The organism is Gluconobacter sp. Dm-62 (assembly GCF_018256155.1).
Taxonomy (GTDB): domain Bacteria; phylum Pseudomonadota; class Alphaproteobacteria; order Acetobacterales; family Acetobacteraceae; genus Gluconobacter.
Genome location: NZ_JAERLY010000011.1, coordinates 1 through 24999 on the forward strand (window position 1 = coordinate 1; position 24999 = coordinate 24999).

At 60.3% G+C, this 24999-nt stretch carries 23 protein-coding genes and 1 riboswitch; of the genes, 5 read left to right on the forward strand and 18 right to left on the reverse strand.

Annotation, left to right across the window (positions count from 1 at the left end):
- Positions 1–181 precede the first annotated feature (181 nt).
- Positions 182–1252: a retroviral-like aspartic protease family protein gene (locus JK202_RS11155; RefSeq protein WP_211561084.1), complete on the forward strand. Its 1071-nt coding sequence runs from the start codon at positions 182–184 to the stop codon at positions 1250–1252.
- Here JK202_RS11155 and JK202_RS11160 read toward each other — a convergent pair whose 3' ends face one another.
- Positions 1253–2791, reverse strand: coding sequence for an aldehyde dehydrogenase family protein (locus JK202_RS11160; protein ID WP_211561085.1), 1539 nt, complete (start codon positions 2789–2791; stop codon positions 1253–1255).
- A 105-nt stretch (positions 2792–2896) separates the two neighbouring features.
- Positions 2897–4273, reverse strand: coding sequence for a VOC family protein (locus tag JK202_RS11165; RefSeq protein ID WP_211561086.1), 1377 nt, complete (start codon positions 4271–4273; stop codon positions 2897–2899).
- A 166-nt stretch (positions 4274–4439) separates the two neighbouring features.
- Between JK202_RS11165 and JK202_RS11170 the strand changes: the two genes are divergently transcribed.
- Entirely contained in the window at positions 4440–5384 is a 945-nt protein-coding gene (locus JK202_RS11170; protein WP_211561087.1) for a LysR substrate-binding domain-containing protein, read from the forward strand.
- A 155-nt stretch (positions 5385–5539) separates the two neighbouring features.
- Here JK202_RS11170 and JK202_RS11175 read toward each other — a convergent pair whose 3' ends face one another.
- Positions 5540–6070: a histidine phosphatase family protein gene (locus tag JK202_RS11175; protein WP_211561088.1), complete on the reverse strand. Its 531-nt coding sequence runs from the start codon at positions 6068–6070 to the stop codon at positions 5540–5542.
- Positions 6070–7167, reverse strand: a complete 1098-nt coding sequence (gene cobD, locus JK202_RS11180; RefSeq protein WP_249199978.1) for a threonine-phosphate decarboxylase CobD — start codon at positions 7165–7167, stop codon at positions 6070–6072. The genes JK202_RS11175 and cobD overlap by 1 nt, the downstream gene beginning before the upstream one ends.
- Between cobD and cbiB the strand changes: the two genes are divergently transcribed.
- Positions 7166–8164, forward strand: coding sequence for an adenosylcobinamide-phosphate synthase CbiB (cbiB, locus tag JK202_RS11185; RefSeq protein WP_211561089.1), 999 nt, complete (start codon positions 7166–7168; stop codon positions 8162–8164). The two genes, cobD and cbiB, sit on opposite strands and share 2 nt — an antisense overlap.
- A gap of 5 nt (positions 8165–8169) precedes the next feature.
- Here the strand turns inward: cbiB and JK202_RS11190 are convergent, their stop codons facing one another.
- Genes JK202_RS11190 through JK202_RS11200 form a run of 3 tightly spaced genes read right to left on the reverse strand, consistent with a single transcriptional unit; the run spans position 8170 to position 11589 of the window.
- The gene (locus tag JK202_RS11190) at positions 8170–9636 is read right to left on the reverse strand and encodes a cobyric acid synthase (RefSeq protein ID WP_211561183.1); all 1467 of its coding nucleotides are present in this window, start codon (positions 9634–9636) and stop codon (positions 8170–8172) included.
- A 29-nt stretch (positions 9637–9665) separates the two neighbouring features.
- Positions 9666–10265, reverse strand: coding sequence for a cob(I)yrinic acid a,c-diamide adenosyltransferase (gene cobO, locus JK202_RS11195; RefSeq protein ID WP_211561091.1), 600 nt, complete (start codon positions 10263–10265; stop codon positions 9666–9668).
- Positions 10266–10275: 10 nt separating this feature from the next.
- Positions 10276–11589 carry a cobyrinate a,c-diamide synthase gene (locus JK202_RS11200; protein WP_249199979.1) on the reverse strand — a complete coding sequence of 438 codons (1314 nt, stop codon included), beginning with the start codon at positions 11587–11589 and terminating at the stop codon, positions 10276–10278.
- Between the two features lie 65 nt (positions 11590–11654).
- Here JK202_RS11200 and JK202_RS11205 point away from each other — a divergent pair, with 65 nt between their 5' ends.
- Complete coding sequence (locus JK202_RS11205) at positions 11655–12755, forward strand: cobalt-precorrin-5B (C(1))-methyltransferase (RefSeq protein ID WP_211561092.1); 1101 nt, start codon at positions 11655–11657, stop codon at positions 12753–12755.
- Here JK202_RS11205 and cobM read toward each other — a convergent pair.
- The 3 genes from cobM to cbiE are packed head-to-tail and all read right to left on the reverse strand — an operon-like array spanning position 12734 to position 15095.
- Complete coding sequence (gene cobM / locus JK202_RS11210) at positions 12734–13486, reverse strand: precorrin-4 C(11)-methyltransferase (protein WP_211561094.1); 753 nt, start codon at positions 13484–13486, stop codon at positions 12734–12736. The genes JK202_RS11205 and cobM overlap by 22 nt on opposite strands.
- The gene (locus tag JK202_RS11215; protein ID WP_211561096.1) at positions 13483–13866 is read right to left on the reverse strand and encodes a cobalamin biosynthesis protein; all 384 of its coding nucleotides are present in this window, start codon (positions 13864–13866) and stop codon (positions 13483–13485) included. The genes cobM and JK202_RS11215 overlap by 4 nt, the downstream gene beginning before the upstream one ends.
- A complete protein-coding gene (gene cbiE / locus JK202_RS11220) occupies positions 13863–15095 on the reverse strand; it encodes a precorrin-6y C5,15-methyltransferase (decarboxylating) subunit CbiE (RefSeq protein ID WP_249199981.1) in 1233 nt (410 codons plus the stop codon). The genes JK202_RS11215 and cbiE overlap by 4 nt, the downstream gene beginning before the upstream one ends.
- A gap of 26 nt (positions 15096–15121) precedes the next feature.
- Between cbiE and JK202_RS11225 the strand changes: the two genes are divergently transcribed.
- On the forward strand, positions 15122–15862 hold the full coding sequence (locus tag JK202_RS11225) for a cobalt-precorrin-6A reductase (protein ID WP_211561098.1): 741 nt from the start codon (positions 15122–15124) through the stop codon (positions 15860–15862).
- Here JK202_RS11225 and cobJ read toward each other — a convergent pair.
- From cobJ to cobU, 8 genes are all read right to left on the reverse strand, one after another.
- Positions 15856–16608, reverse strand: coding sequence for a precorrin-3B C(17)-methyltransferase (gene cobJ, locus JK202_RS11230; RefSeq protein WP_211561100.1), 753 nt, complete (start codon positions 16606–16608; stop codon positions 15856–15858). The two genes, JK202_RS11225 and cobJ, sit on opposite strands and share 7 nt — an antisense overlap.
- A complete protein-coding gene (locus JK202_RS11235) occupies positions 16605–17330 on the reverse strand; it encodes a precorrin-2 C(20)-methyltransferase (protein ID WP_211561102.1) in 726 nt (241 codons plus the stop codon). The genes cobJ and JK202_RS11235 overlap by 4 nt, the downstream gene beginning before the upstream one ends.
- On the reverse strand, positions 17327–17968 hold the full coding sequence (locus JK202_RS11240; RefSeq protein ID WP_211561104.1) for a precorrin-8X methylmutase: 642 nt from the start codon (positions 17966–17968) through the stop codon (positions 17327–17329). The genes JK202_RS11235 and JK202_RS11240 overlap by 4 nt, the downstream gene beginning before the upstream one ends.
- On the reverse strand, positions 17965–19176 hold the full coding sequence (gene cobG, locus JK202_RS11245; protein ID WP_211561106.1) for a precorrin-3B synthase: 1212 nt from the start codon (positions 19174–19176) through the stop codon (positions 17965–17967). The genes JK202_RS11240 and cobG overlap by 4 nt, the downstream gene beginning before the upstream one ends.
- Positions 19173–22529, reverse strand: a complete 3357-nt coding sequence (gene cobN, locus JK202_RS11250) for a cobaltochelatase subunit CobN (RefSeq protein ID WP_211561107.1) — start codon at positions 22527–22529, stop codon at positions 19173–19175. Before cobN ends, cobG begins: the two co-directional genes overlap by 4 nt.
- A gap of 8 nt (positions 22530–22537) precedes the next feature.
- Entirely contained in the window at positions 22538–23590 is a 1053-nt protein-coding gene (gene cobW / locus JK202_RS11255; protein ID WP_249199983.1) for a cobalamin biosynthesis protein CobW, read from the reverse strand.
- Positions 23587–24006: a DUF1636 domain-containing protein gene (locus JK202_RS11260; RefSeq protein WP_249199987.1), complete on the reverse strand. Its 420-nt coding sequence runs from the start codon at positions 24004–24006 to the stop codon at positions 23587–23589. Before JK202_RS11260 ends, cobW begins: the two co-directional genes overlap by 4 nt.
- A gap of 112 nt (positions 24007–24118) precedes the next feature.
- A riboswitch (cobalamin riboswitch) is annotated at positions 24119–24341 on the reverse strand.
- Positions 24342–24357: 16 nt separating this feature from the next.
- Positions 24358–24888, reverse strand: a complete 531-nt coding sequence (gene cobU, locus JK202_RS11265; protein WP_249199989.1) for a bifunctional adenosylcobinamide kinase/adenosylcobinamide-phosphate guanylyltransferase — start codon at positions 24886–24888, stop codon at positions 24358–24360.
- Positions 24889–24999 lie beyond the last annotated feature (111 nt).

Below are 24999 nucleotides of genomic sequence, written 5' to 3' on the forward strand. Positions count from 1 at the left end.
TGGCAGGGCAAAGCCCTCACCGACACAAGGCTCCCCGTCGAAGTCAAACAGCAAAACGCCATCGTCCGAGCCTTTACTCGGTAAATCCGACCAGAGTGGACACATGCAGCCATTTGGTTTTTATTACGAAACGGGACAAGCTTCTTTTCGGGAGCTTCCGGCTGTTTGGTGAGGACCAGTCATGGGCAGGCTTCTTTTCAGGCGGACCATATCGCCTGTTTTTATTGCTCTGCTTGGTCTCATCGCCCCCGCTGAGGCCAGAACCATTCATGACTGTGTCTTAACGAGCGAGGTTCTTCCTTTTCTCAACCCGGCCGGGGCTCCCGTCATTCATGTCCAAATCAACGGTAAAGATGCCGGTGCTTTTTTCTCGACCCTGACAACGCTTACCAGCGTCTGGGACGCCAAGGGCTTCAACTTCTATCGCGATGACTTTATTAACACGACGTCTGTAACAGGTTCGGGCACCAACTATACGACCACGATCCACACACTGCAGATCGGCAACTCTGTCGTAAAAAACATGTCTGCGTTGCTCGTGAACGACCAGCCCCCGGAAGCCCCCGATGGCCTTCCGCTGATGCTGGATCTCGGCTGGGATATCTTGGGTCAATTCTATGTCCTCATAGACAGACATTCCCAGAAGATGGCGTTTTTCACTTATGATGGTGCACAGGATTGTCCGGATATCGGGACACTGCTGCAAAACCCCGGGCCTTTTCTGCCGCTCAGTTCAATAGACGACGAATCATCCCAGAAAAATCAGGTGACTGTTCTTCTGGACGGCCAGAAGGTCGATATGCAGGTCAATACCAGTGCCAACCGCTCGATCATCCAGCAACGGATCGCACGGGAAATGGGTATCTCCCGGCGCATTCTGTCCCGTGATGACGAGATCCGCGTTGGCGCCGGAGAAGTCCTGCTAGGACACCGGCATCATTTCAAAACACTCCAGCTCGGTACGCACGTGCTCCATGACGTCACGCTGGATGTTGTCCCTGATGCGGAGTTCAATATCCTGGGGATGGATATCCTCAAGCACTTTAATATTCTGATAAATTCCGAAGTGGGAAAACTCTGGCTGGAAGACTACACCCCCCCACCCGGTCAGGTGGAGGAGAAAGCCCTCCCATGGTCCCCTACGCACGATCGGCTCGGCCATACGCACGCAAGCGAGGAAAAACCAGCCGGTTCAACAGAGTCCAAAAATGGGGGGACGAAACCTTCGCCCCGTCCCACAGACGATCCCTGATCAGGCGTTCGCAGATCCATCATCCACGTCAAACTTCACACCCTGTGCGAGCGGCAGGGTACGCCCGTAATTGATGGCGTTGGTCTGTCGACGCATATAGGCCTTCCAGGCATCAGATCCGGACTCACGTCCGCCGCCGGTTTCCTTCTCGCCCCCGAATGCACCTCCGATCTCGGCACCGGACGGCCCCATATTGACGTTGGCAATGCCACAGTCAGAGCCCCGCGCAGACAGGAACTGCTCCACTTCACGGATATCGGTTGCAAAGATGGACGATGACAGGCCCTGCACCACGTCATTCTGCAGCGCGATGGCTTCATCGAGCGTGTCATACTTCATGACATACAGGATCGGCGCAAACGTCTCTTCCAGCACGGGACCGGTCTGGGACGGCATTTCGATCATGGCCGGGCGCGCATAAAACGAGTTCTCACCGTTCACATTGACACGTGTGCCACCATGAACAGTACCTCCCGCAGCGGCCGCCGCTTTGAGGCTGTCCTGCATCATTCCGAAAGAGGCCGCGTCGATCAGTGGCCCAACCAGCGCGTCACCCGCGACCGGATTGCCGACCGAAATCGCCTGGTAGACCTTCACCAGCTTCGGCACGAGGGTGTCATAGACGCTGGAATGGACGAACAGGCGACGCAGCGTCGTACAACGCTGACCAGCCGTTCCCATCGCCCCGAACGCTACGGCACGCAGGGTCAGATCCAGATCGGCGGACGGTGTAACGATGGACGCGTTGTTGCCCCCAAGCTCCAGAATGGAGCGCCCGAAACGCCGTGCCACACGCTCGCCAACGTCACGGCCCATCCGGGTCGAACCCGTCGCGGAAATGACGGGAACGCGACGGTTTTCCACCATCAGCTCGCCGATCTCACGGCCACCAACCAGAAGGGTGCTGAGCGCTGCCGGTGCGTCACTCCCAAAACGGGCTGCAGCCTTCAGGAAAAGGGCCTGCGTGGCCAGTGCCGTCAACGGGGTTTTTTCCGAAGGCTTCCAGATCACGCTGTCGCCACAGACCAGCGCCAGCGCCGCATTCCACGACCAGACAGCAACCGGGAAATTGAATGCTGAAATAATGCCCACCGGCCCTACTGGATGCCATTGTTCCGTAAGGCGATGATCCGGACGTTCGGACGGGATCGTCAGACCGTAAAGCTGGCGGGACAGACCAACTGCGAAGTCGCAGATGTCGATCATTTCCTGCACTTCGCCCAGCCCTTCGGACGGCACCTTGCCCACTTCAAGCGTCACGAGACGTCCAAGTGCTTCCTTGTTGGCCCGAAGCTCCTCTCCCAGCAGGCGAACAAGCTCCCCACGACGTGGAGCCGGGACCTTGCGCCAGGCTTTGAACGCATCGACCGAACTTGCAATCGTTGCTGTAGCCTCTTCCGCGGTGATTTCTACAACTTCGGCGATGACATCTCCCGTCAGCGGAGACTTCACCACCAGACTGCCTCCCTTATGAAGGACGGGTGACACACCGAGGCTGTCGAGGAGGGTAGTGACTTCGGAACGGAGAGATGCCGTCATTGTTTTTCCTGTCTGGGGTTCATACCGGACGCAGCATACGTCCGATTTTTCAAAAATATTCAGCGCGCCACATAAAAAATCGATGATGAGATGAAATACGTGATTTCAACCTTTGACTGAGCTTTCCGGACGCATCAGGGCTTTGCGAAGTGCTATGATCGAAGCTGTTTCAAGTCCTGCATAAAGTGCCATTTCATCCAGAACTGGACGGCCAAGTGCAGTTTCGAAAGCATCGCGGCTCGCATTTTCTGCATAGGAAGGAAGGATCTGCCCTCCCAGATTGGACTGAAATATTCCTGCCGCGCTGACCGGAAGAAAGTCTTCATAGGTGATCGGAAATGCCTTGATCGCACCCGACGCAATATGAACCTCCAGGTCGCATTCCGGCTGAAATGCAGCATCTGGATCGACCAGAACATACCGGAAGAACGCCAGCCCCTGCGTTCGCAGGGTTCCTTCGTCATCAGGAAAAGAGGCAAAAGCAGTCTGGAGACGCTCTTCATACGAGCCCTCGCTCCCTGAACGGGCCTCTCCCAGCAACCGATCGTACAACGCACGTCCCTTTGCGGTCAGTGCGACTCCGCGTTGCTCGATTTCGCCGAAGCGGGCAGTGTGAGTTCCCGTAACGGCCTGTCCGTCCGGAGACTGAAACAGGATCTTCTCTTCAAGCGCGGTAAAACTCGTCTGGCGCAGGAGGATGGGGCAATCCCGCGTCGGAGGACCTTCTACTACGGCCTTGGCCTTGATCCCGACCTCAGGCATCCGGCGCTGGACCGCATCAATATCAAGAGTGCGCGGTGTGAGATGATTGATATGCGGTCCACGAAAGCACACGACATCCGCGATCAGGCGATGCGCGTGTGACAGACGCTGATAGATGTCGGCGCTGACTGTTGCATCGCTATGCCAGCGGAACGTTTCGAGGGCTTCCGTCACGAACAGATCCGCGTCCGCTGAACTGAGGCCACCCTGAGCTTCATGACGGACAATCAACTCCATGACGCCCGGCGTGAAGATATTCCGACGCGACAGAACCTCTTCCGCTTCTGCCCGCAGTTCCGCATCTGCGATCAGTTCAAGACGCAGGAGCGATGTAAAGATGCGAAACGGATTGCAGTGCAGCGCAGCCTCATCAACAGGGCGGAAAGCCGTGGAATGAACGGGTACGCCAGCAACAGACAGATCGTAATACCCGACCGGCACCATGCCCATCACCGCGAACAGACGGGCACAGACTGCCAGTTCATCCGCACGCCCCACCCGCACAGCACCATGACGTTCGACATTCAGCCGCCCTAAAGCATCTTCGGCTTCAAGACCGTCACGCAGCTGTGGATTTTCGCGCAGAACATCGGCATTCACCTGCGCCACCAGTTCCAGCAGCGTGTCGTACTGGGGCACTTCCTGACGATACATATCTGACATGGCACACGCAAAGCGTGTGCGGATTTCATCAGCGGAAGCCCAGCCCCCAGACGTCATTGCAAAACACCCCATGCACACCATCAGCACCGGAAAAGGCCAGTGCAAAAGTGTTATGAATCTATCGCCATGACTTTTGGCCTGCCAAACGATAAAGCTGAGCAAGGTCATGCGAAAATGGAATGACCTTACCAATTTACGATCATGCGCAAGAAATGGGATTTCCATGGCTCTCGCCCGTCGCTTTCTGCCCCCGACTTCCCTCCTCTACTCATTTGAGGCATCGGCACGCCATCAGAGTTTTACTGCAGCCGCGACTGAGCTAAACCTCACGCAAAGCGCGGTCAGCCGCCATATCCGGGCACTGGAAAGTCATCTGGGATCAGAGCTTTTCCTGCGGGACCGACAGACTGTCCGCCTGACACAGGCTGGAGAGACTTATGCGCGCGACATCCGTGAAGCACTGAAACATATATCCGCAGCCACCCTCGCCTTCCGCGCGAACCCTAAAGGGGGCACCATCAATCTGGGTGTTCTGCCAACCTTTGGAGCGCGTTGGCTGGCCCCCAGACTGGTCCGCTTCATGGCGGATTATCCTGACATAACGGTCAACCTGCATACCCATCTGCAACCCTTCGATTTCTCTGCCAACCCTCTGGATGCGGCAATCCATTTCGGGCTCCCGGAGTGGTCCGGTGCCGAGCTTTCCTTCCTGATGCCCGAGGATGTTGCTGCTGTTTGCAGTCCGGACCTTGCGGAAAAACTCGGTCTTTCGTCCTGCCAGGACCTGCTGACCGCACCGCTTCTTCATCTTGTGACACGCCCCAATGCCTGGGAGCAGTGGTTCATTACCCAGCGCCTGGAAGCCATCAGCCTGCATGGCCCACTCTTCGATCAGTTCAGTTTCATCATCTCCGCAGCACTGCACAGCGCAGGCTGCGCATTGATCCCGCGTTTCCTGATCCGGGATGAACTGGCGAACGGAACCCTTACCGAACTGGCAGCGCCTCCCATCCGCAGCGAGGAAAGCTACTATTTTGTACGCCCTCTCGCACATGCCACGACAGACAGCTTCAGGCTCTTTCGCCACTGGCTGCTTCAGGAAGCCGCACGGGAACTCGAAGTTTTTCCTGTTCCATCAGGATTGCGAAGCATTGCCCTTGCCATTTGATCATTCTGTTCCGGAATGATCCTGATCTGTACGCCATGCCATTCCCGCACGATCAGCAGTCGAGGTTCGAGTAACGCGGAGATGGCAATACTTTATCCTTAATCAGTTTTGATGAGACACATACAACCGCCAACTGTCGCCTAAAATGCTGAAACTCAGCGCCCGAATGCCTGCACACGCCAATGTTTTTCGTGGCAGGACAGGATGCTGACCGTGAACGGAACAATATCCAGCTGACGTTCCATACCGGGCCGACCGCCAAGAGCATTCAGAACCAGAGCCCGGACCACAGCCGGCCGCAGAGCCAGTCTCATTTCCGGCGAGGGGGCAGCCTGCATAAGCCAGTCTCCAACACGGGAAAACAGCATTGCGCGGCTTTCTCCACCCGGTGGGCAGAAATCCGGATCGGAAATCCATCGCGTGACATCACCCTCGGGCAGAGAGCGCATGTTCTGACCGGCCCATTCCCCGTAGTCATTATCACGCAGGGATGGGACAACGCGGACGTTCTCAATTCCGCTGTTCCGCAACGCACCCGCATCTGCCTCATTGCCTGTCAGGACCAACTTTCCTTTCAGAGCCTCCACGGCAGGATCACAACTGTCAGAGCAATCTGCATGCCCTGGAAAATATCCGCGCTTTACACCGACCGGCAGCCCAAGCGCCAGACAGACCAGCCGCCCCATCAGTGCTCACACCACTGTAACAGGGCCGCATTCAGCCTCGACCATTCGTCCTCGTCACGGGGCAACCCCACTCGCAGATCCGTAAGCCGCTCCGCAAATATGCGGGTCACAATGCCGCGTTCACACAGGAAGCACCACAGATCCTGCGCCTGCGCCATGCGGATCAACATGAAGAGCAGACAACTCCCCAACGGCTCCAGCCCAGCCCTCCGAAAAAGCTGCTCCAGCCGCTTCCTGTCCTGCTGAATCTGACGGCGACTGCGCTCAAGCCATCCCCCGTCAGAAAACGCCTGTATCCCAGCCTCCAAGGCGAGCGTGCCGACCGGCCACGACCCGACGAGAGCTCGCGCCGCTCCAGCCAGAACCGGATCAGCCACCAGAAAACCAAGACGTACGCCCGGCAGACCGTAACTTTTTCCAAAGGACCTGAGAACCAGAAGTCCAGATTGCGGCAGGGTTCTACTGACACTGGCATCATGAAAATCGGCAAACGCCTCGTCCACGATTAGCCATGATCCGGAGACTTCACATTGTCTGGCTAACCGGCTCACCTCACTGGCTGCGAGCAGGCGCCCATCAGGGTTGTTGGGATTGCACAGAATACAAACGCGCCCGCTTTTCATGGTCGCATCCTGAAACGCGGCCGCGTCGGTTACAATCTCGACCTGCGCTCCGGCATACTGCCACGAGGTTTCGTGCCCGGAATATGTAGGTCCGAAAATGGTGACATCCCGCGACGTCAGCAAATACGGCAACAGGCTGATCAGCATCTGCGTACCCGGAACAGCCGCGATCATGTCAGTCGAAGGAACACCGTAGGCGCGCGCGGCGGCCTGCAAAAGCGCGTCCTCCTCACAGGTTTCAGGCAGACGCGTCAGAGCGTCCTGCGATGGAAAAACAACGGGATAGGCATATGGGCTGATACCGGTGGAGAGATCGATGAACGGCGTCGGTGCATCGGGAAACCGCTGCATGACCTGACGCACCTGTCCACCATGCACAGGCATCTCACGCACCACAGAGGCTCCCTCGCGCCCGGCGCTCATGCTACAGCCTTGCATGCCGGAACAGGGTCCGGCGGAAATCCGCGGTTCCATGATTGCTTCCTTCCTGTCATCCACATTCTCCGTAACGGCCTGCGCCCTGATTATTGAAGGGGTAGCAGGTTATCCGGAAAGACTGGTCCGGCTGATCGGTCATCCCGTTATCTGGATTGGCCGTCTGATTTCCAGCCTTGAGCGGGCTCTCAATCGCCCTGAAGAGAGTGCAGCCCGTCGGAAAGTCGCGGGGATCGTGGCGCTCGCCATCATCGCAGGCCTGCCGGCCCTGAGCGTCTGGTTTTTGAACTGGGCCCTGCAAGTCCTTACGCCGCATCCAATGGCCCTCTGCGTGGAAGCCATATTGGCCAGCAGTCTGATCGCTCAACGCTCCTTATGGGTGCATGTCCGTGCCGTCGAGGTGGCATTACGAACCGAAGGCCTTGAGGCGGGGCGCAGAGCCGTCTCCATGATCGTGGGGCGCGACCCGGCCTCACTGGACGAAGCCGCAATCATACGGGCCGCCATCGAAAGTCTGGCCGAAAATTTTTCTGACGGGATCGTTGCCCCTGTCTTCTGGTCCATGCTCGGTGGCCTGCCGGGTATCACGGCGTACAAGGCGATCAATACTGCCGACAGCATGATCGGCCATCTGACCCCGCGCTATGCGGCCTTCGGCTGGGCGGCAGCGCGATGCGATGACGTCATCAATCTCCCCGCATCCCGCCTGTCCGCCCTCTGGATCATTCTCGCTGCCGTCACGCATCAACCAGCATCCGCAAAACGTGCCCTGCAAACGGTATTGCGTGACGCGCGCCATCATCGTTCCCCCAATGCCGGATGGCCCGAAGCCGCCGTGGCGGGTGCACTCGGCCTGAGGCTGGCCGGACCGCGCACCTATGATGGAAAACGCGTTGAAGATCACTGGATGGGGGACGGCCGCAGTACGGCAACCATAGTCGATCTCGCGAATGCCCTTACCCTCTATCGCCGAGCCTGCATTCTTCAGGCTGGTACCGTCATTCTTCTGGCAGGACTGCTGTTGAAGCTGGTCTGACATGATCAGGACAGGCTGACCGGTCGGGCCAGAGCCAGCAGGGCGTCGATATCCAGATGCTTCTCCAGATGATCTGCCCAGGCATCGAGCGCGGCCTCTACGACCTCATCATGATCCGCCATGACTGTCACCGGACCTGCCAAGCGTGACAGAAGCGCTGCACACGCCGCCCCCGTCCCCAGCATGCCATGCAGATACGTTCCCCAGACCCGCCCATTCTGCGAGACCGCGCCTTCCGGACGCCCGGCAATGGTCGCAAACGGACGTCTACAGTCTGCCCCGACAGTCTGACCGGTATGGATTTCATACCCTGAAACGGGAATTCCCTCCGGCACAAGCTGCCCCATGACCTCGATGAGGCGCTTTTCGGATGTGAGAGACGTCTGCACCGCCAGCAGCCCGAGCCCCGGAGCGGTTCCGGCATTCCCCTCCGTGCCCAGCTCATCCGAAATTATCGTCCCGAGCATCTGGTAGCCGCCACAAATTCCGAGAACCCGGCCACCGTGACGGACATGGGCGTGCAGGTCGATATCCCACCCCTGAGCGCGCATGAACGCCAGATCGGAGATCGTGGATTTAGATCCCGGCAGGATGACCAAATCACACGCAGGAAGCGGTTTCCCGGGTGAGACGATGACAAGCGAGACATCCGGCCTCGCTGCAAGCGGGTCCAGATCGTCGAAATTGGCAATCATCGGCAGATGCGGCACCACGATCCGCAGCGCCCCGTCTCCCCGGCCTCCCGCTGGCAGATCTGCAGCATCTTCCGCCGGCAGATCGCGCAGTTGGGCAAGATACGGCACAAGACCAATCGCATCCCACCCCGTATGCATCGCAATCGCTTCCATCCCAGCCGAAAACAGGCCCGGATCCCCCCGCATCCGATTGACGATAAAGCCCTTGATGCGTGTCGCATCCTCACCGGGCAGAACCGTCTTCGTACCGACAAGGCTCGCGATCACGCCGCCCCGGTCGATATCACCGACCAGAACGACATCAATATCCGCCGCCTGCGCGAACCCCATATTGGCGATATCACTAGCCCTGAGATTAACTTCCGAAGCCGACCCCGCCCCCTCGACAAGAACGATCTCAGCCTCGGAGGCAAGCATCCGAAACGCTCCCAAAACCTCCGGCATCAGACCCGGCTTGAGCGCCTGATAATCCCGCGCCCGGAATGCGCCACGCACCTGTCCCCGGACGACAAGCTGTGCACCTGTTTCGCTCTGGGGCTTGAGAAGCACCGGGTTCATGTCCACACTCGGGCGCACACCGCATGCCCGCGCCTGAAGCGCCTGAGCCCGGCCGATCTCGCCACCATCTGCTGTTACGGCCGCATTATTGGACATGTTCTGCGGCTTGAAAGGCCGAACCCGATATCCACGCCGCGTCAGCGCCCTTGCGATCCCGGCCACCAGCACGGACTTGCCAACGCTCGATCCCGTTCCCTGAAACATCAGGGCACGCGGCATCGGACCGGATGACGAGCCGGAAGCGGGCATCAGAACTCGAATCCCTGCTGTGCCTTCACACCCGCGGCGAAATGATGCTTCACCTGCGTCATTTCCGTCACCAGATCTGCCGCCTCGATCAGTGCAGGTTTCGCATTGCGCCCCGTAATGACGACATGCTGCATGGCAGGGCGTGCCTGCAATGCCTCCAGCACGGTTTTCAGGTGCATGTAGTCGTAGCGGAGTGCGATATTCAGCTCATCAAGCACGACCAGCGCCACATCCTCACGCCGAAGCGCCTCTTCTGCCACGGCCCAGGCCCGCTCACAGGCCGCAATATCGCGGGCGCGGTCCTGAGTTTCCCAGGTAAAACCCTCTCCCATGGAATGCCATTCGACCAGATCGTCAAACCGTTCCAGTGCAGTCCGCTCTCCCGTGGACCAGGCCCCCTTGATGAACTGCACGATCACCACGCGCCGCCCATGCCCCAGGATCCGCAGCGCAAGCCCGAACGCCGCCGTGGATTTTCCCTTTCCCGGCCCGGTATGAACCGCCAGAACGCCCTTTTCGACTGTTTTCCCAGCGACTTCCTCGTCCTGCACGGCCTTGCGTTTCTGCATCTTCTCGCGATGCCGATGTTCGTCGCTCATTGCAAAATCCTTACGCCCTATGGGCCATGACGTGAAAAAAAGATCCTGAAACCGGTCCGCGACGTCCACCGGCCGCTCCCAGATCACGCCCGGTTCCGTCCTGAAGATCTGCCAGTGGCGCATCTGTTCCCGCTTCGGCAACCTGCGAATAATGAAACTCATGCCCTCTCAGCACGGCCCCTGCCGTGCCAAGAGCACAGTCTTCGCGCAGCACAGCCTGCCGATACCCCAGGTTCATCCGTCTTCGGGCAAATGTCGTCACATGATCCAGAAGGCCGGTCATGGCATGCGTCTTGCCTTCGGCATCTTCCAGCGCGCGGCCAAGAACCATGAAGCCACCACATTCACCATGGACAGGACGGGTCTGCGCAAAGTCCACAAGGTGCTGTCTGAACAGGGCCGCAGATGCGAGCTTTGCGGCATGAAGTTCCGGATATCCACCCGGCAGCCAGCACGCATCACACGCATCATCCGGCCCTTCGTCAGCAAGTGGAGAAAACGGCACCAGTTCAGCACCAGCCTGCCGCCAGCCGCGCGCCAGATGACCATATAGGAAGGAAAATGCTGCATCATCCGCTACGGCGATGCGTTGGCCGGGTGGTTGGAGCGCAATGATGCCCTGATCCCTAACCGATAATGGCGAAGCTGCCGTCAGAATGGCATCAAGATCCAGCGCCTCTTCTGCTCGAACGGTCAGCCGATCGAGCAGATCCGAAAGATTGCCGTGCTCCCGCGCCTGCACAAGCCCGAGATGCCGCTCCGGCAGCTGAAGTGTTGGATCCCGCCTGAACGCGCCGAGAACCGGCAATCCTGCCGCTGCAACTGCCGTTGCCGCCATGCTCAGATGCCGATCCGAAGCGACATGGTTCAGAATAACACCCGCGACCCTGACACGCGGATCAAACGTAGCAAATCCATGCGCAATGGCCGCTGCCGACTGCCCCTGCCCGGAAATATCGAGCACGAGAACAACCGGTATCCCGAAACGTGCCGCAATATCAGACGGAGCACCGCGTCCGTCTTGCGGCGCATTCAGCCCGTCGAACAGCCCCATGGAGGATTCCACAACCAGCAGCTCTGCATCCTGCGCCGCGCCCGCCAACAATGTTTCCAGCAATGCGGGCCCCATGGCCCAGCTATCCAGATTGAAACTCGGACGCCCGGTAACGACTTCATGAAAGGCCGGGTCGATATAATCCGGCCCGGTCTTGGCCGCCTGCACGGAAATCCCACGCTGCCTGAACGCGCCGAGCAGACCAAGCGTCGTCGTGGTCTTGCCGCCACCTGACCGCGGAGCGGCAATCATGATCGCGCGGGTTGTCATGCGGCCTGCCCCTGCCAGACGATATCCATCTCGCATTTGCGCAAAAAGCGCTTATCCTGCGCCCGATGACGCCTGCCCCTACCCTGCGACGCGGATGGACGACCGGAAGCTGCGCTACCGCAGCGGCCAAAGCTGCCTGGACAGCGTTGCACACAGGCCAGTTCCCCGATCCGGTGACAATCACCCTGCCAAGCGGTACGCAGGTCGCATTCGCCCTGGCACAGCATGGCTGGAACGCGGGTGGTGCCTGGGCTGCCGTGGTCAAGGACGCCGGAGACGACCCGGATGTCACGCATGGCGCCCTGATCCGCGCCGATCTGCGGCACCTTCCGAAAAATTCCGGCATTCACTTCCGGGCCGGTGAGGGTGTGGGCACGATCACGCGCCCCGGCCTGCCCCTGCCGCCCGGTGAACCGGCCATCAACCCCGTCCCCCGCAGCATGATCCAGCAGGCCCTGACCGACATCACGGGTCCGCTGACAGACGCTGAAGTCCGGATTTCCGTTCCCGGTGGAGAAGCCCTCGCGTCCAGAACACTTAATGGACGTCTCGGAATTGTTGGCGGCCTGTCCATTCTGGGCACGACAGGCATCGTCGTACCATTTTCCTGTTCGGCATGGATCGACAGCATCCGACGCGGCATTGACGTGGCCCGCGCCATGAACATTCCCCACCTTGCCGCGGCGACAGGAGATGTCTCCGAACGCGCGGTACAGCAGCTTTACGGCCTGCCCGATACCGCACTCATCGAAATGGGAGATTTCGCAGGGGGCGTGCTGAAATACGTCCGTGACCATCCCGTCCCTCGCCTGACGATCGCTGGCGGACTGGCGAAAATGACCAAGCTCGCTCAGGGTCGTCTCGACCTGCATTCCAGACGCGGCCTGACGGATATGAATGCCCTTGCCGGGCTGGCCAGCCACGCCGGTGCTACACCTGCCATAGCCGCGAGCATCGACAGGATGCAGACCGTCGCCGAAGCTTTCCTGCTCTGCGCCGAACACAATATTCCCCTTGGCGACCACATCGCCCGGACGGCCTATGCGACTGCGAAGGACGTGCTCGGAAGCAGTCCAACCGAAATCGAGGTCCTGCTGTTCGATCGCTCCGGGGTGTGTCGGGGGCGAAGCCATCCGGATTGGGATCATGATCTGAAACGCCGGTGATAATCCGGGCTGTATAACGCGCTTTCCCGGAACTCGGACACGCCGAGCGCCGGGCCGACCATTACAAGCGCAGTCCGCTCCACGGGAGTCTCGGCCGCCCGGGCCAGCAGCGTGCCCAGCGTCGCCCGCACCACGACCTGATCCGGCCAGCTTGCCCGTGCGACAATGGCAGCGGTGCAGTCCGAGCCATAAAAAGGGATCAGTTCCGTCACGATCCGCTCCAGAGAGTGGATTGCAAGATGGATGGCCAGCGTTGCCCCGGTCGCGGCATAGGCCGACAGCGTCTCCGATGCCGGCATTGAAGAGGCACGCCCGCTGACCCGGGTCAGAACAACTGTCTGCGCCACTTCCGGAACAGTCAGTTCCCGCCCGAGAACGGATGCCGCAGCCGCAAAAGCCGGAACGCCGGGTGTCATGCTCCAGGGGATGCCCAGCCGATCAAGCCGACGCGTCTGTTCCGCAACCGCGCTATAAAGCGACAGGTCCCCTGAATGCAGCCGCGCAACGTCCTGTCCGCTCTCATGCGCCCGCACATATTCAGCTTCAATCGCGTCCAGCGACAAAGGCGCCGTATCCACCAGCCGCGCGTCTACGGGGCAGTGCACCAGCATCTCTTTTGGAACGATGGAACCCGCATACAGACAGACCGGACAGGACGCGAGAATATCACGTCCCCGCAACGTCAACAGATCCGCCGCTCCTGGCCCTGCCCCGATAAAATGAACCGTCATGAAAGGCCTTCCTCAGCAATCGCCAGAGCACAGGTCACGTTGCCCAGTGTCTGGCGCGGCACACAAAGCAGCGCCGCCATCCCACCCGCAGCAGCCAGAGCACAGCCCTCCGCAACCGAGGCATAACCGGTGCTCTGTAAAGCCCGCTCCGATCGGGTCGGGCAGACGCTCTGCACTCCTGAGAGTGCAGGATCGTCAACAATCTGGAGCTGTAGAGCCAATTGTCGTGCAACATCCGACACAGCAGGCTCCTCCGCTCTGAAAAACGGAACAGCCAGAAGTTCAGCCACCTTCCCCAACTGACTTTCCGCCAGTCGAAGGCAGGCTATGATCTCATCAGTCCTGACACCCGGACGACACCCGATCCCGGCAACAATCATGCGACAGTCCCCTTCACGACCACGAACTGCGTCACCCGCATGGCCGGTCGAAACGCGTGCAGGCGTCCCACGCCATCCAGCCGTTCCACGCCCAGCCGCAGCAGTGTGCCTCCCAGTTCTGAACAGGCACGGGCCAGAACCTGCTCTCCCTCAAGCGTCACGGCATTGGCAACCAGTCGCCCACCTGGGCGCAAGGCCTGCCATACCGTCTCAAGGCAGCCGGGCACCGTGAGGCCGCCGCCAATAAATGCCGCGTCCGGCTGTTCCAACCCCGCCAGAATATCCGGCGCACGCCCGGCAATACATCGGAGTCCCGGCACCCCAAGCGCCAGAGCATTACGTCCGATCCGCGCCAGCCGCCCATCATGCTGCTCAATGGCAATTGTCCGACAGCTGGCGCCCCGCAACATCCATTCAATGCCGACCGATCCTGCCCCCGCCCCCACGTCCCACAACAGCTCTCCGGCCCGTGGTGCGAGTGACGACAGCGTCACGGCGCGGATTTCGCGCTTGGTGATCTGCCCGTCATGCTCGAACACATCATCATCCAACCCACACGAAAGTGGTACGGCTCGGGCCTTGGATGTTGCGACAGCGTCTATCGCAACAAGGTTCAGGGCCGCTGTCTCCGGAATCCCAACATCTGCCGTCACCGAGTGAACCCGCTCATCCGGCCCGCCAAGAGCCTCCAGAACATGCAGCGTCGAACGCCCGAACCCCTGCGCCGTCAGAAATCGCGCCAGAGTGCCCGGTGTTGTGCCATCAGCGGACAGGACAAGAAGCCGCGCACCATTCTGCAGGAATGGCGCAACGGTCTCGATCGGCCGCCCGCACAGCGACAGAACCCGCACATCCTGCTGCGCCCAGCCAAGACGGGCACAGGCCAGCGAGACACAGGATACGGACGGCACACAGATCATCTCGCAAGCAGAAACATGTCGCGCCAGCACCGAACCCACGCCGAAAAAGAACGGATCGCCTGACGCCAGAACCAAGGTTGGCTGGCCCCGGCGCGCCAGCACCTGCGCCACACCTTCGGAAAAAGGTGATGGCCAGACAATCTCGTCACCATGGATCAACGCTCTGGCCAGAGCCAGATGCCGGACTCCTCCAATCACGTAAGGAGCCTGCTCCAGCATCAGCCGCGCCGCTGGAGAAAGTCCCTCGACACCATCTTCGCCAATGCCGATAATTTGCAGCCATGGACCATTCACGGGATCAGGCATCATGCTTTCCCACCGAGTATGGAGAGAAAATGCGGGTTCTGATCCTTGGCGGCACTACGGAAGCACGCCTTCTGATGGCTCTGCTTGAAAACAGGCCCGACATCACAGCCATTTTCTCGCTCGCCGGAGCCACGAAAGTCCCGGTTCTTCCCAACGCCCAGACCCGCATTGGCGGCTTTGGGGGCATCGATGGTCTGAAAGACTATCTTCTGAACCACGACATTCAGGCTGTCATCGATGCCACCCATCCCTTTGCCGCAACGATGAGCAGCAATGCCGCTGAAGCCTGTGCAAGCCTCGGACTGCCACTTCTCAGGCTTAAACGCCCGGCCTGGGTGCCCACCGCAAAGGATCAGTGGATCACCGTCCCGGACCTGCATCATGCCGCTCTGGCCCTCGGAGAGACGTCCCGGCGCGTTTTCCTGACAACGGGACGAAAGGACCTGACGTCCTTTCAAGCCAGCCCACAACATCACTACCTGATCCGCAGCATCGACGCGCCTGAACCTGCGTCGCTGCCGCCCAGCGCCACTGTCGTGCTGAGCCGGCCGCCCTATACGCTCGCGTCTGAACTCAGCCTGATGCGCGAGCACGGAACGGACATTCTGGTCACCAAAAATGCCGGGTCGGAGTCCACTAAAGCCAAGCTCGACGCGGCAAGAGCGCTCGGGCTGCCCGTCATCATGGTGCAACGACCAACCCTGCCCCCTGTCAGAACTGCGGATACGCCCCAGAGCGCTCTCCAGTGGCTGGAAAAACTGGCTCATTGAGGAACCTTGCGGAATGTATAAAGCCACGCGCTGCCATCATCGCGCATGATCCGCCGCGTCAGCGGACAGCCCACCAGAACCAGCGTGCTCATATCGACCTGTTCCGGATCAGCAGTCTCCAGCGTGGCCAGCAGAACCCTCTCATCGGTGCGTCCAATCGCGCGCGCAAAAGCCACAGGAATATCCAGAGGCAGAACGTCCCGCAGAACAGCCAATGCTTCTCCAAGCTGCCAGGGACGGGCTTTCGAGCGCGGATTGTAAAGCGCAATCACGAACCCGGCCTGCGCTGCAAGCCGCAGCCGCCGACACACGACCTCCCAGGGTTTGAGGTTGTCCGACAGCGACATGACACAGAAATCACCTCCCAGAGGTGCCCCGATCCGCGCTGCTGCGGCGAGCACGGCACTGATTCCCGGAACAACGTGAATATCAAGACCACGCCATTCCGGAGGGCCGTTTTCAATGGCCTCGAACACCGCACTGGCCATCCCGAACACACCGGCATCACCACCGGACACAACGGCCACACGCCGCCCCTGCATCGCCATTTCGAGTGCGTGACGGGCCCGGTCCAGTTCCACCCTGTTATCGGACTGATGCCGCACAACATGGGCTGGAGCCTGTACCCGGCTGACATAGGGACCATAGCCCACCAGATCCGTCGCTTCTGCCAAAGCGTTCTGCGCCTCTGGCGTCAGCTGGTCCGGATTGCCGGGTCCAAGCCCGATGATCGACAGCCGCGTCATCTTACGCCCCGCCGACCGGGCAGCAGCACCAGCGAAAAATACGGTGCCGGCCCCTCTTTTTCAGCAAGCTTCAGAACCTTTGCATCGTCCTGGGTGCCGCGCTCGACATAGACCGCTTCGCTCTCCCGCCCCGCTTTTTCCAGCGCAGTCCGAAGCTTGGGCAGATTGCGTCCGAGCTTCATGACAACAGCCGCATCGGCCCGGTGCAGCCAGTCCGTCAGATCGTTTTCCGGCATCGTGGCAGGCAGGACACACAACACATCATCGCCATGCGTCATGGGAACGGAGGCTTCCGCCCAGCAGCCACCCATCCCCGTAATCCCGGGGACGATCTCAACCTTCAGCCGATCCTTCAGGCGGTCGAACAGATACATGGCAGAGCCGTAAAGGAACGGGTCTCCTTCACACAGCAGCACGACGCTGCGTCCGGCAGGAGCTTCTCTCAGAACCTGCAAGGCACAGTTATCGTAAAAAGCATTCATGTCCTGATGATAGCTTGGCTCGCCCACCGAGCGTTCCGTCGTGAACGGATACGCAAAACGGAGCTCCTTCGCGCTTTCTCCGATATGAGCATCCGCAATCCGGCGCGCATGGCCCATCCGGTCATGCCGACAGAAGTAAGCCACCACATCCGCATTCTCGACCAGACGGGCTGCCTTGAGCGTCAGCAGTTCCGGATCTCCCGGTCCTACCCCGACGATGTGGAAAATCCCCGCACTCATTCGATTTCACTCGCAAGAGCATTGATCGCAGCAGCAGCCATCGCACTTCCACCCAAACGCCCCCTGACCACCACATGCGGCAGATCCTCACGAAGCAGCAGGGCATCCTTGGATTCCGCAGCGCCAACGAAGCCAACCGGCATCCCGATGATCGCAGCAGGACGCGGGGCGCCTGCATCGATCAGCTCCAGCAGATGGAAAAGCGCTGTAGGGGCGTTTCCAATGGCGACCACAGCTCCCTCAAGCCTGTCCTCCCACAGATCCAGCGCAGCAGCAGAACGCGTATTGCCGATGGACCGCGCCAGTTCCGGGGTTCGGCTGTCGCGAAGCGTGCAGATCACATTATTTTCGGCGGGCAGACGCGCACGGGTAATGCCATGCGCGACCATCTCCGAATCACACAGGACAGGAGCTCCCGCCCGCAACGCGGAGCGCGCACGCGACACCAGATCCCTCGTCATTGAGACGGAGGACGACACTCCAACCATCCCGCAGGCATGAATAATCCGGACCACGATCCCGGCCTGCTCCGGCGTGAAGGCCGACAGATCCGCTTCGGCACGAATGGTCGCAAAGGACCGCTCATAAATAGCCGCGCCATCGTGAATATAATCGTAAGTCGTTCCTGTAGCAGTCACGAGGCAAAGTCCTTCAGTTCGGTCCGAAGCAGGGTTTTTACCTGCACAAGCGTCTGGTGCGTCCAGTTCGGTCTGTCAGTTGTGCGTCCATGACAGACCACATCATAATCGCCCTGTTGTGCGATCAGGGTCATGGAGGCGGCCCCGGGATGAGCACATCCCTTGATGCAGCCCGATACGTGGAGAACCTCGCCGCGCGGCACCTCAGGCGCCAGAAACAGAGCCGCGTGTCCAACATCAGCCCCTGCACGCACGCAGCCCATGGGGCCGATACACGCCTGAACCCGCAGGCGCGGATCGCCCGCGTCTGTTACGAATTCCTGCATATCGCGGATCGGCTCCGGCACGATAAGACTGCGCCATGGCGTTACGCGAAAGCCGTCATGCCCCGCATCCTGCACGGCATGGACACATTCCAGAAACGCCTCGGCTGTCAGACGCCCCATGACGGCTCCCAGCCCAAATACCTGTCCGGGGAGAGAGCCGACTGCAGGCGGGCGAAACAGAGGGGTGTGCTCGCGTGGACAAACCTGAAAACCGGCCTGCTGCAGCAGTTGCGGGCCAGCTTCCGGAGTGCGCGAGGGTCGCAGAACCTTCCCGTCTCCGACGGATCCGAGCGTGATACAGCCCAGTGCCACACTGACTGCGCCCGCAACTGCCGCTTCCATCGCCAAAGGCTGACTCTGCGCATCACCCAACACAACTTTCCAACCCGCAGGACAGGCTTGCAGCATGATGTCGGCACTTAATGCGCCGACAGGAAACCAGCCTCCCCCATCCACGGAAAAACCGAATTTTCCGGGAAGAGCCTCAAGATCGTCTGCATCCAGAATACGATCCTGCAAGAGCCCGGCACAGGTCGCCGTCTGTTCATGACAGTCCGGGTCCAGCCCGGCCAGCGGCGAGACGAGCAATGCCCTGCGCCGTTCATGAGCGGGATCAGCGCAGACCAATCCCTCTGAAATCGCAATCTGCAAAGCCGCACGGGCTCCGTCAGGCGAAAAGCCCCGCAGCTGCAGATTGGCGCGATTGGTCAGTTCGATCACGCCATTACCGAAACGCTGGGCCAGCTCTGCGACACTCTCGGCCTGCACAACACTCAGGCGGCCGAACCACGGCCTGATCCGAACCAGCAGACCGTCCGCAGCCTGCATCGGCGCAAACAGGTCCGGACACCAGCCTTTGACAAGCGACTGCACCGTACTCATGCCGTGTCCTCCAGTATCTGAAGAACGCTGTTCTGCCGGGGGTGCCAAAGGCCACGCCGGATCATGTCGGCATAACGCGCCAGCATATCCTGACGCGCCAGCGGATTGGCCTGCTGAAGAAAGCGGTCACACTCCACATCTCCGAGCGTAGCGGCAAAGACCAGATCGAACTGCCTGTCGAACCGCGCGGGCAACGTCCCTGCAAACCCGCACAAGGCCTCAAGCCCGCGCGCCATTTCCGCAGCACCGCGGTAGTCATGACGCTGCATCCCGGCAATCCAGCGCGGGCTTGCCAGCCGCCCGCGAACCACGCGCACGATCTCCGCATGCATGTCACGCAGTTTCGGAGCATCAGAATTGGACGTGTCGCCATGCCAAAGCTTCGGAGACGCCCCCAGCATGTCCGCCGCAGCCGCCAGACCGCCTTCATGCGACGCATTTTCCGGACTTTCCAGAATGTCCGTCTCGGCATGATCCTGAACGTGAAGAATGCCCTGGGCCTGCTGTAGCTGACGGGCAAACACAGTCTCTTCCCGCGTACCGTCCCGGCCACCACCATACGTCCAGCCATTTCCGGCAAGATAGGACTGCCCAAGTTCGGAGCGCGTTTCCCAGCGTCCCTGCGCCAGATCGCCCTCGATGCCGGTTCCATATGTCGCGGGTGCCGCACCAAAGATCCGTGCAGTGGCCGCCCGGCGCGCCGCTCCCTCAAGCCCGCGTACACTGTCCGCCAGCGAATTAAGCGCCGGAGCCTCTTCACGCTCTGCGACGGCCTGCACAGCCTGATCGAAAAGCGCGATCTGGGCCGGGAACGCATCGCGGAAAAACCCAGAAATCCGGAGCGTCACATCAACCCGCGGCCTGTCGAGCACGGCCATCGGAATGATCTCCACGCCCGTTACCCGGCCACTACTCCCTTCCCAGACCGGCTCTACCCCCATCAGCAAAAGCGCCAGCGCCAGGTCTTCCCCGCCTGTCCGCAGACTGGCCGATCCCCACAGATCAATAACGAGATGGCGCAGTGGCTCGCCTTCTTCCTGAAGGTGGCGCAGCAGGATCTGCTGCACCTGTCTCCGGGCCAGCGTCAATGCGGTCGGGGTCGGGATCGCACGCGGATCCATGGTGAACAGGTTGCGCCCCGTCGGCAGCACATCGAGCCGCCCGCGTGTAGGCGCACCAGCCGGTCCCGGCTCGATAAACAGGGCTTCAAGCGCATGCAGCAGCCCGTCTGCTTCAGCCTGTCCCGAGGCTTTCACCTGTTCCGCGACAATCGCCGGCTTGACACCACTGGCCTGCGCGATCGTGTCCACAAGAACTGAGGCTTCAGGAGCGGGACGACCAAACACATGCAGTCCGTCGCGGATCTGAAGGTCTTTGACATCACAGAGATAGGCATCCAGCCGCGCGAGAGCCTCGTCTTCATTATCTTCACCGGGACGCACGCCGCTTTCTGCCAGAACGCCCATCTGTGTGGCCCGCTCCAGAATGCTGCGCCGCAACAGTGTCGCGCGCCTGCGGTCAAGCCCGTCCGCTTCGGCAAACTCGTCAATCAGGGTTTCAAGCTCAGCCATGTCCCCAGTCAGAGCAGCCTTGAGAACAGGTGGTGTCATGTGGCCAATCGTCACGGCCCCCAGCCGCCGCTTTGCCGCAGCCGCTTCGCCGGGATTATTGACGATGAAAGGATAAATGACAGGCAGACCGTCATTCAGAACCCAAGGCGCACATGAAGCAGACAGCGCCACCGACTTCCCCGGCAACCATTCCAGAGTGCCATGCGTTCCGAGATGCACCATGGCATCGATACCCTGAACCATCCGCAGCCACAGATAGAACGCGATATAGGCGTGGCATGGCGGCCGATCCGGATCATGATACAGCGCCTTGCGTTCCGTATGCGATCCCCGGTCCGGCTGCACCGCCAGCACCAGATTTCCCACTGCAAGAAAGCGCAGGCAAAAGAATCCGTCCGCTGAGAGAGCGGTATCCGCCTCCGGCGCTCCCCAGGCTTTTATGACTGCATTCTGAAAATCTTCGGGCAAGGTCTGGAACGCCTGCCGGTAGGCCTCCAGCCCCAACATGGCCTTTGGCGCGCTCCCGCCTGCAAGCAGCTTCGCAAGCTCTTTCCCAACGGGGAGTTGCGACGTCCCACTGTCATAACCCGCATCCCGCAGAAGTGTCAGGATCGATTCCAGACTGGCAAACGTATCCAACCCGACCGCATGAGCGGTCTGGCCCAGTGCGCCCGGATAATCGGACAGCACAATCCCGATTCTCCGCTCCTGCGGAAGAAGATGCCCCAACCTGATCCAGCCCAGTGCCATCGTGACAACCGCCATGATCCCGTCCGTATCCGGGCAGTGGCGTGCGGGAAACCCAGGCGCTGTGACACTTTTGAACGAAATCGGCGCTCCTGAAAGCCGTCCATCAAGCTCCGGCAGTACCACCTGCATCGCCAGATCAGACTGCGACAGACCCCGGCTACTTTGCGAGCATGCTTCCCGTGTCGAACCCGGTTGCAGAAGCTGGAGAACCGGAACGCCTGCCGTTTCCAGAACAGAGGGCTCCCCTTCATTTCCCCGTGCCGTAAAGAATGTCGCATTCAGGATGATGTCTGGTGGACTGGCCATCAGCCACCCTGCCAGCCATTCCGCAGCATCCGGGTTTTTCAGAGATGCGACGTAAACCACATCTGCTGCGATCCCGGCCTCTTCAAGCTGATCGGCCAGAGCCTCGATCGGGGCAATGTCGCCCGCCAGAAGATGGGCGCGGTAAAATACAACCGTCGCGCGCCATGTTGCCGACTGCCCTCTGCGATGCAGCCCGGCGGGAGGAAGGTCCGCGGCGATACGGCCATCGTCCGCACCTCTGCCTGCCAGATGACGCATGAGCATGAGCGCACCCGCCATGTTCTGAGCGCCCGCCCCCCGCATGAATGCAGACAGCCGCGTGCATGCAGCCTCCGGAACCCGTGACCACTGCAAAAGCCGAGGATCTTCCCGCGCATCGCCGGGCAGAAGCACCAGGGGAATATCATGCTCGCGACAGCAGTCCGTCAGTTCCTCGACGCCATAGCGCCAGTATTCCACGCCGCCGAGAAGCCGGACCACCACCAGGCGGGACGCTGCAATTGTCTGTTCAAGATACAGATCAACCGACATCGGATGCCGCAAACGCCCCAGATTGGTCAGCCGCAGCGTGAAACCGGGGTCAGGAAGCGCAGCATAAGCCCGCTCCAGCCCCAGAAGATCGCTGTCCGAAAAAGATAGCACGACCACATCCGCCGGGGCATGACCAAGATCCTCAGCCACCTCCTGCGCATCAATCGACTGCGTTTCCCGGACAAGCAGATGCATGACGGATCTCAGGCGCCCTTCAGCGCTTTTTCGATAGCCACCTTGTCCAGCCCGTACTGCCCGATCACTACCAGACGGCCTTCCTGACGTCCTGCAACAAGCGGCACATCAAACTCATGGCGAAAGCGCGTGCCCACACCCTGCACAGCCAGACGCATGGTCTTGCCATGTACGGCCGCAAAACCTTTCATGCGCAGGATATCAAACCGGGTGGCCACGTCCTTGAGCAGTGCCAGAAAGCTCTCGACGCTGCGCTGCTCCGGAATCGTCACGACAAAGCTGTCGAAATCATCGTGTTCATGCTCGTCCGCGCCGTCATGATGCGATGGGCGGGACTGGAGATCCTCTCCCGCATCCGCACCGATCCCCAGCAGGACGGCAGGATCCAACCTGCCTTCTACGGCACGGATCATCATGACTTTCCGAGGCAGAGCTGCCGTAACCGAAGCCTCAAGCGCCTCAAGTGCCGGTTCATCCAGAAGATCCGTCTTGTTGAGAACAATCAGATCGGCCGCATTGAGCTGATCCTCATAGACTTCCGCCAGAGGGTTATCATGATCCAGCGCCTCGTCGGCTGCCCGCTGGGCCGCAACGGCCACCGGGTCATCCGCAAAGCGCCCTTCCGCCACGGCCGGCGCATCGACCAGGGTGATGACACCATCGACTGTCATGCGCGTGCGGATATCAGGCCAGCTGAAAGCCTTGAGAAGCGGCTTCGGCAGCGCCAGACCTGAAGTCTCGATCACGATATGCTCCGGCGGATCGGGACGATCGATCAGCGCCAGCATGGTGGGAATGAAATCATCCGCAACCGTGCAGCACAGACAGCCATTGGTCAGCTCAACGATATCATCATCGGCACATCCTTCGATCCCGCAGGAGCGCAGCGTTTCGCCATCAATCCCCAGCGAGCCGAACTCGTTGACGACAATCGCAATCCGCCGCCCCCTGGCCTGAGCCAGAAGGTTGCGCAGAAGCGTGGTTTTCCCCGCTCCCAGAAAGCCGGTAATGACCGTAACAGGAATTTTTCCACCAGATGCGGGCGTAATTTTCGTATTCATGAAGGCTCCTGTGACGCAATGAGGGAGGCGGGAATACGACCCAGAACCATGTCCGCCAGCGAGGCCGGACGCCGGGACGGCATCACGGTTCCTTTGGCTGAAGCTGCATACAGTTCCAGATAATCCAGCAGATCAGATGCCTTGTCCGGCCCGAGATGACCAAGCAGCCACGCCCATTTTCCAGGCATGGAGACAACAGCCGTGCAACCATGGTCGCAGGCGGCAAGGCACTGAACGCCGTGGACGGCAATGCCGCGCTCCATAGCCCGAGCCTGCAGCGCATCATGCAGTTTCTGTCCATGCGACGGCCCCTCCGCCTGACCTGACCGGCCACACGTGACGCAGACATGCACCGCCAGTCCCCGACGATCATCGCCTTCAGGTTCTTGCCCGTTTGATGGTGAACAGCCTGTCATGGGCTGCATATGCCGCACCCTCGCAACGCAACAGGGTGCTGGATAAGGCCCCTCCCGAAGGAAAGGGGACGCAAAAGAATGCGCCCTCACGCTCCGGGCACCCCGCCAGACCATGACACTTGGCTCTGATGGCAGGTCTCCTGACTTACGGGCGAGATGTCCGAAAACATCTCCAGTCTGTCAGCCTTCCCGGATACGAACACGCACCCAGTGGCATCATGGCAGACTGTCTGAACCGTTTACAGTTGCGGGGGCAGTGACGGATTTGACCTTGCGGCCGCACCGGCTTCCCTTTTCATCCTTCCTTCGAAGGAACCATCACGACCTTCCTATCCTCGCCGCAAATCACTGTCAAAGCGACGCGGATTTCATGGAAGGTGATTTCAGCGTCAAAGGCAGCCCCGCCGCCACGAACACGACCTCTCCGGCTTCCGCCGCAATCCGCTGGTGCAAAAACCCGGCCTCATCCCGAAAACGTCGCGCCAGGGCATTCTGTGGCACGATCCCCAACCCGACCTCATTCCCCACCAGAACCGTCGGCCCCTCCCGTAAACGCAGGGCTTCCAGAAATTCCTTCACGTCCTGCTGGATGTCCCGTTCCTGCATCAGAAGATTGGTCAGCCACAGCGTCAGACAATCCACCAGAACAGGCCGCCCGCCTGCCTCTTTCAGAACCCGACTGACCTGCACCGGCTCCTCGACCGTCTCCCAGCGGGGATCGCGTCTTTCCCGATGATGGGAAATCCGCTCACGCATTTCATCGTCATAAGCCTGCCCCGTCGCGACATAGACCCACGGGCCATCCAGTGCTGTAATCCGCGCTTCGGCCAGCCGACTCTTGCCTGAGCGCGCGCCGCCCAGAACAAGCGTAACGCCGTTCATGCCCGTCTGCTGCACCAGTTTCTCCCTTTCGTTCCTGCAACCTGAACCTTGCATGACCGCGGATAACAGCACAGAACGATGCTCATGCCATCGCCTGTTTCTTTCCCGCAT

What these genes read in the sequence shown, in the direction of transcription:
- cbiE (WP_249199981.1), bottom strand. Translation starts at nt 15,095, where the DNA reads ATGATGCCTGATCCCGTGAATGGTCCATGGCTGCAAATTATCGGCATT.
- cobJ (WP_211561100.1), bottom strand. Translation starts at nt 16,608, where the DNA reads ATGACGCGGCTGTCGATCATCGGGCTTGGACCCGGCAATCCGGACCAG.
- JK202_RS11200 (WP_249199979.1), bottom strand. Translation starts at nt 11,589, where the DNA reads ATGACAACCCGCGCGATCATGATTGCCGCTCCGCGGTCAGGTGGCGGC.
- cobN (WP_211561107.1), bottom strand. Translation starts at nt 22,529, where the DNA reads ATGCATCTGCTTGTCCGGGAAACGCAGTCGATTGATGCGCAGGAGGTG.
- JK202_RS11165 (WP_211561086.1), bottom strand. Translation starts at nt 4,273, where the DNA reads ATGACGTCTGGGGGCTGGGCTTCCGCTGATGAAATCCGCACACGCTTT.
- cobG (WP_211561106.1), bottom strand. Translation starts at nt 19,176, where the DNA reads ATGAGTACGGTGCAGTCGCTTGTCAAAGGCTGGTGTCCGGACCTGTTT.
- JK202_RS11160 (WP_211561085.1), bottom strand. Translation starts at nt 2,791, where the DNA reads ATGACGGCATCTCTCCGTTCCGAAGTCACTACCCTCCTCGACAGCCTC.
- JK202_RS11260 (WP_249199987.1), bottom strand. Translation starts at nt 24,006, where the DNA reads ATGACAGGCTGTTCACCATCAAACGGGCAAGAACCTGAAGGCGATGAT.
- cbiB (WP_211561089.1), top strand. Translation starts at nt 7,166, where the DNA reads ATGATTGCTTCCTTCCTGTCATCCACATTCTCCGTAACGGCCTGCGCC.
- cobW (WP_249199983.1), bottom strand. Translation starts at nt 23,590, where the DNA reads ATGAATACGAAAATTACGCCCGCATCTGGTGGAAAAATTCCTGTTACG.
- cobO (WP_211561091.1), bottom strand. Translation starts at nt 10,265, where the DNA reads ATGAGCGACGAACATCGGCATCGCGAGAAGATGCAGAAACGCAAGGCC.
- JK202_RS11205 (WP_211561092.1), top strand. Translation starts at nt 11,655, where the DNA reads ATGACGCCTGCCCCTACCCTGCGACGCGGATGGACGACCGGAAGCTGC.
- JK202_RS11170 (WP_211561087.1), top strand. Translation starts at nt 4,440, where the DNA reads ATGGCTCTCGCCCGTCGCTTTCTGCCCCCGACTTCCCTCCTCTACTCA.
- JK202_RS11235 (WP_211561102.1), bottom strand. Translation starts at nt 17,330, where the DNA reads ATGAGTGCGGGGATTTTCCACATCGTCGGGGTAGGACCGGGAGATCCG.
- cobU (WP_249199989.1), bottom strand. Translation starts at nt 24,888, where the DNA reads ATGAACGGCGTTACGCTTGTTCTGGGCGGCGCGCGCTCAGGCAAGAGT.
- cobM (WP_211561094.1), bottom strand. Translation starts at nt 13,486, where the DNA reads ATGACGGTTCATTTTATCGGGGCAGGGCCAGGAGCGGCGGATCTGTTG.
- JK202_RS11215 (WP_211561096.1), bottom strand. Translation starts at nt 13,866, where the DNA reads ATGATTGTTGCCGGGATCGGGTGTCGTCCGGGTGTCAGGACTGATGAG.
- JK202_RS11155 (WP_211561084.1), top strand. Translation starts at nt 182, where the DNA reads ATGGGCAGGCTTCTTTTCAGGCGGACCATATCGCCTGTTTTTATTGCT.
- JK202_RS11190 (WP_211561183.1), bottom strand. Translation starts at nt 9,636, where the DNA reads ATGCCGCGTGCCCTGATGTTTCAGGGAACGGGATCGAGCGTTGGCAAG.
- JK202_RS11175 (WP_211561088.1), bottom strand. Translation starts at nt 6,070, where the DNA reads ATGGGGCGGCTGGTCTGTCTGGCGCTTGGGCTGCCGGTCGGTGTAAAG.
- cobD (WP_249199978.1), bottom strand. Translation starts at nt 7,167, where the DNA reads ATGGAACCGCGGATTTCCGCCGGACCCTGTTCCGGCATGCAAGGCTGT.
- JK202_RS11225 (WP_211561098.1), top strand. Translation starts at nt 15,122, where the DNA reads ATGCGGGTTCTGATCCTTGGCGGCACTACGGAAGCACGCCTTCTGATG.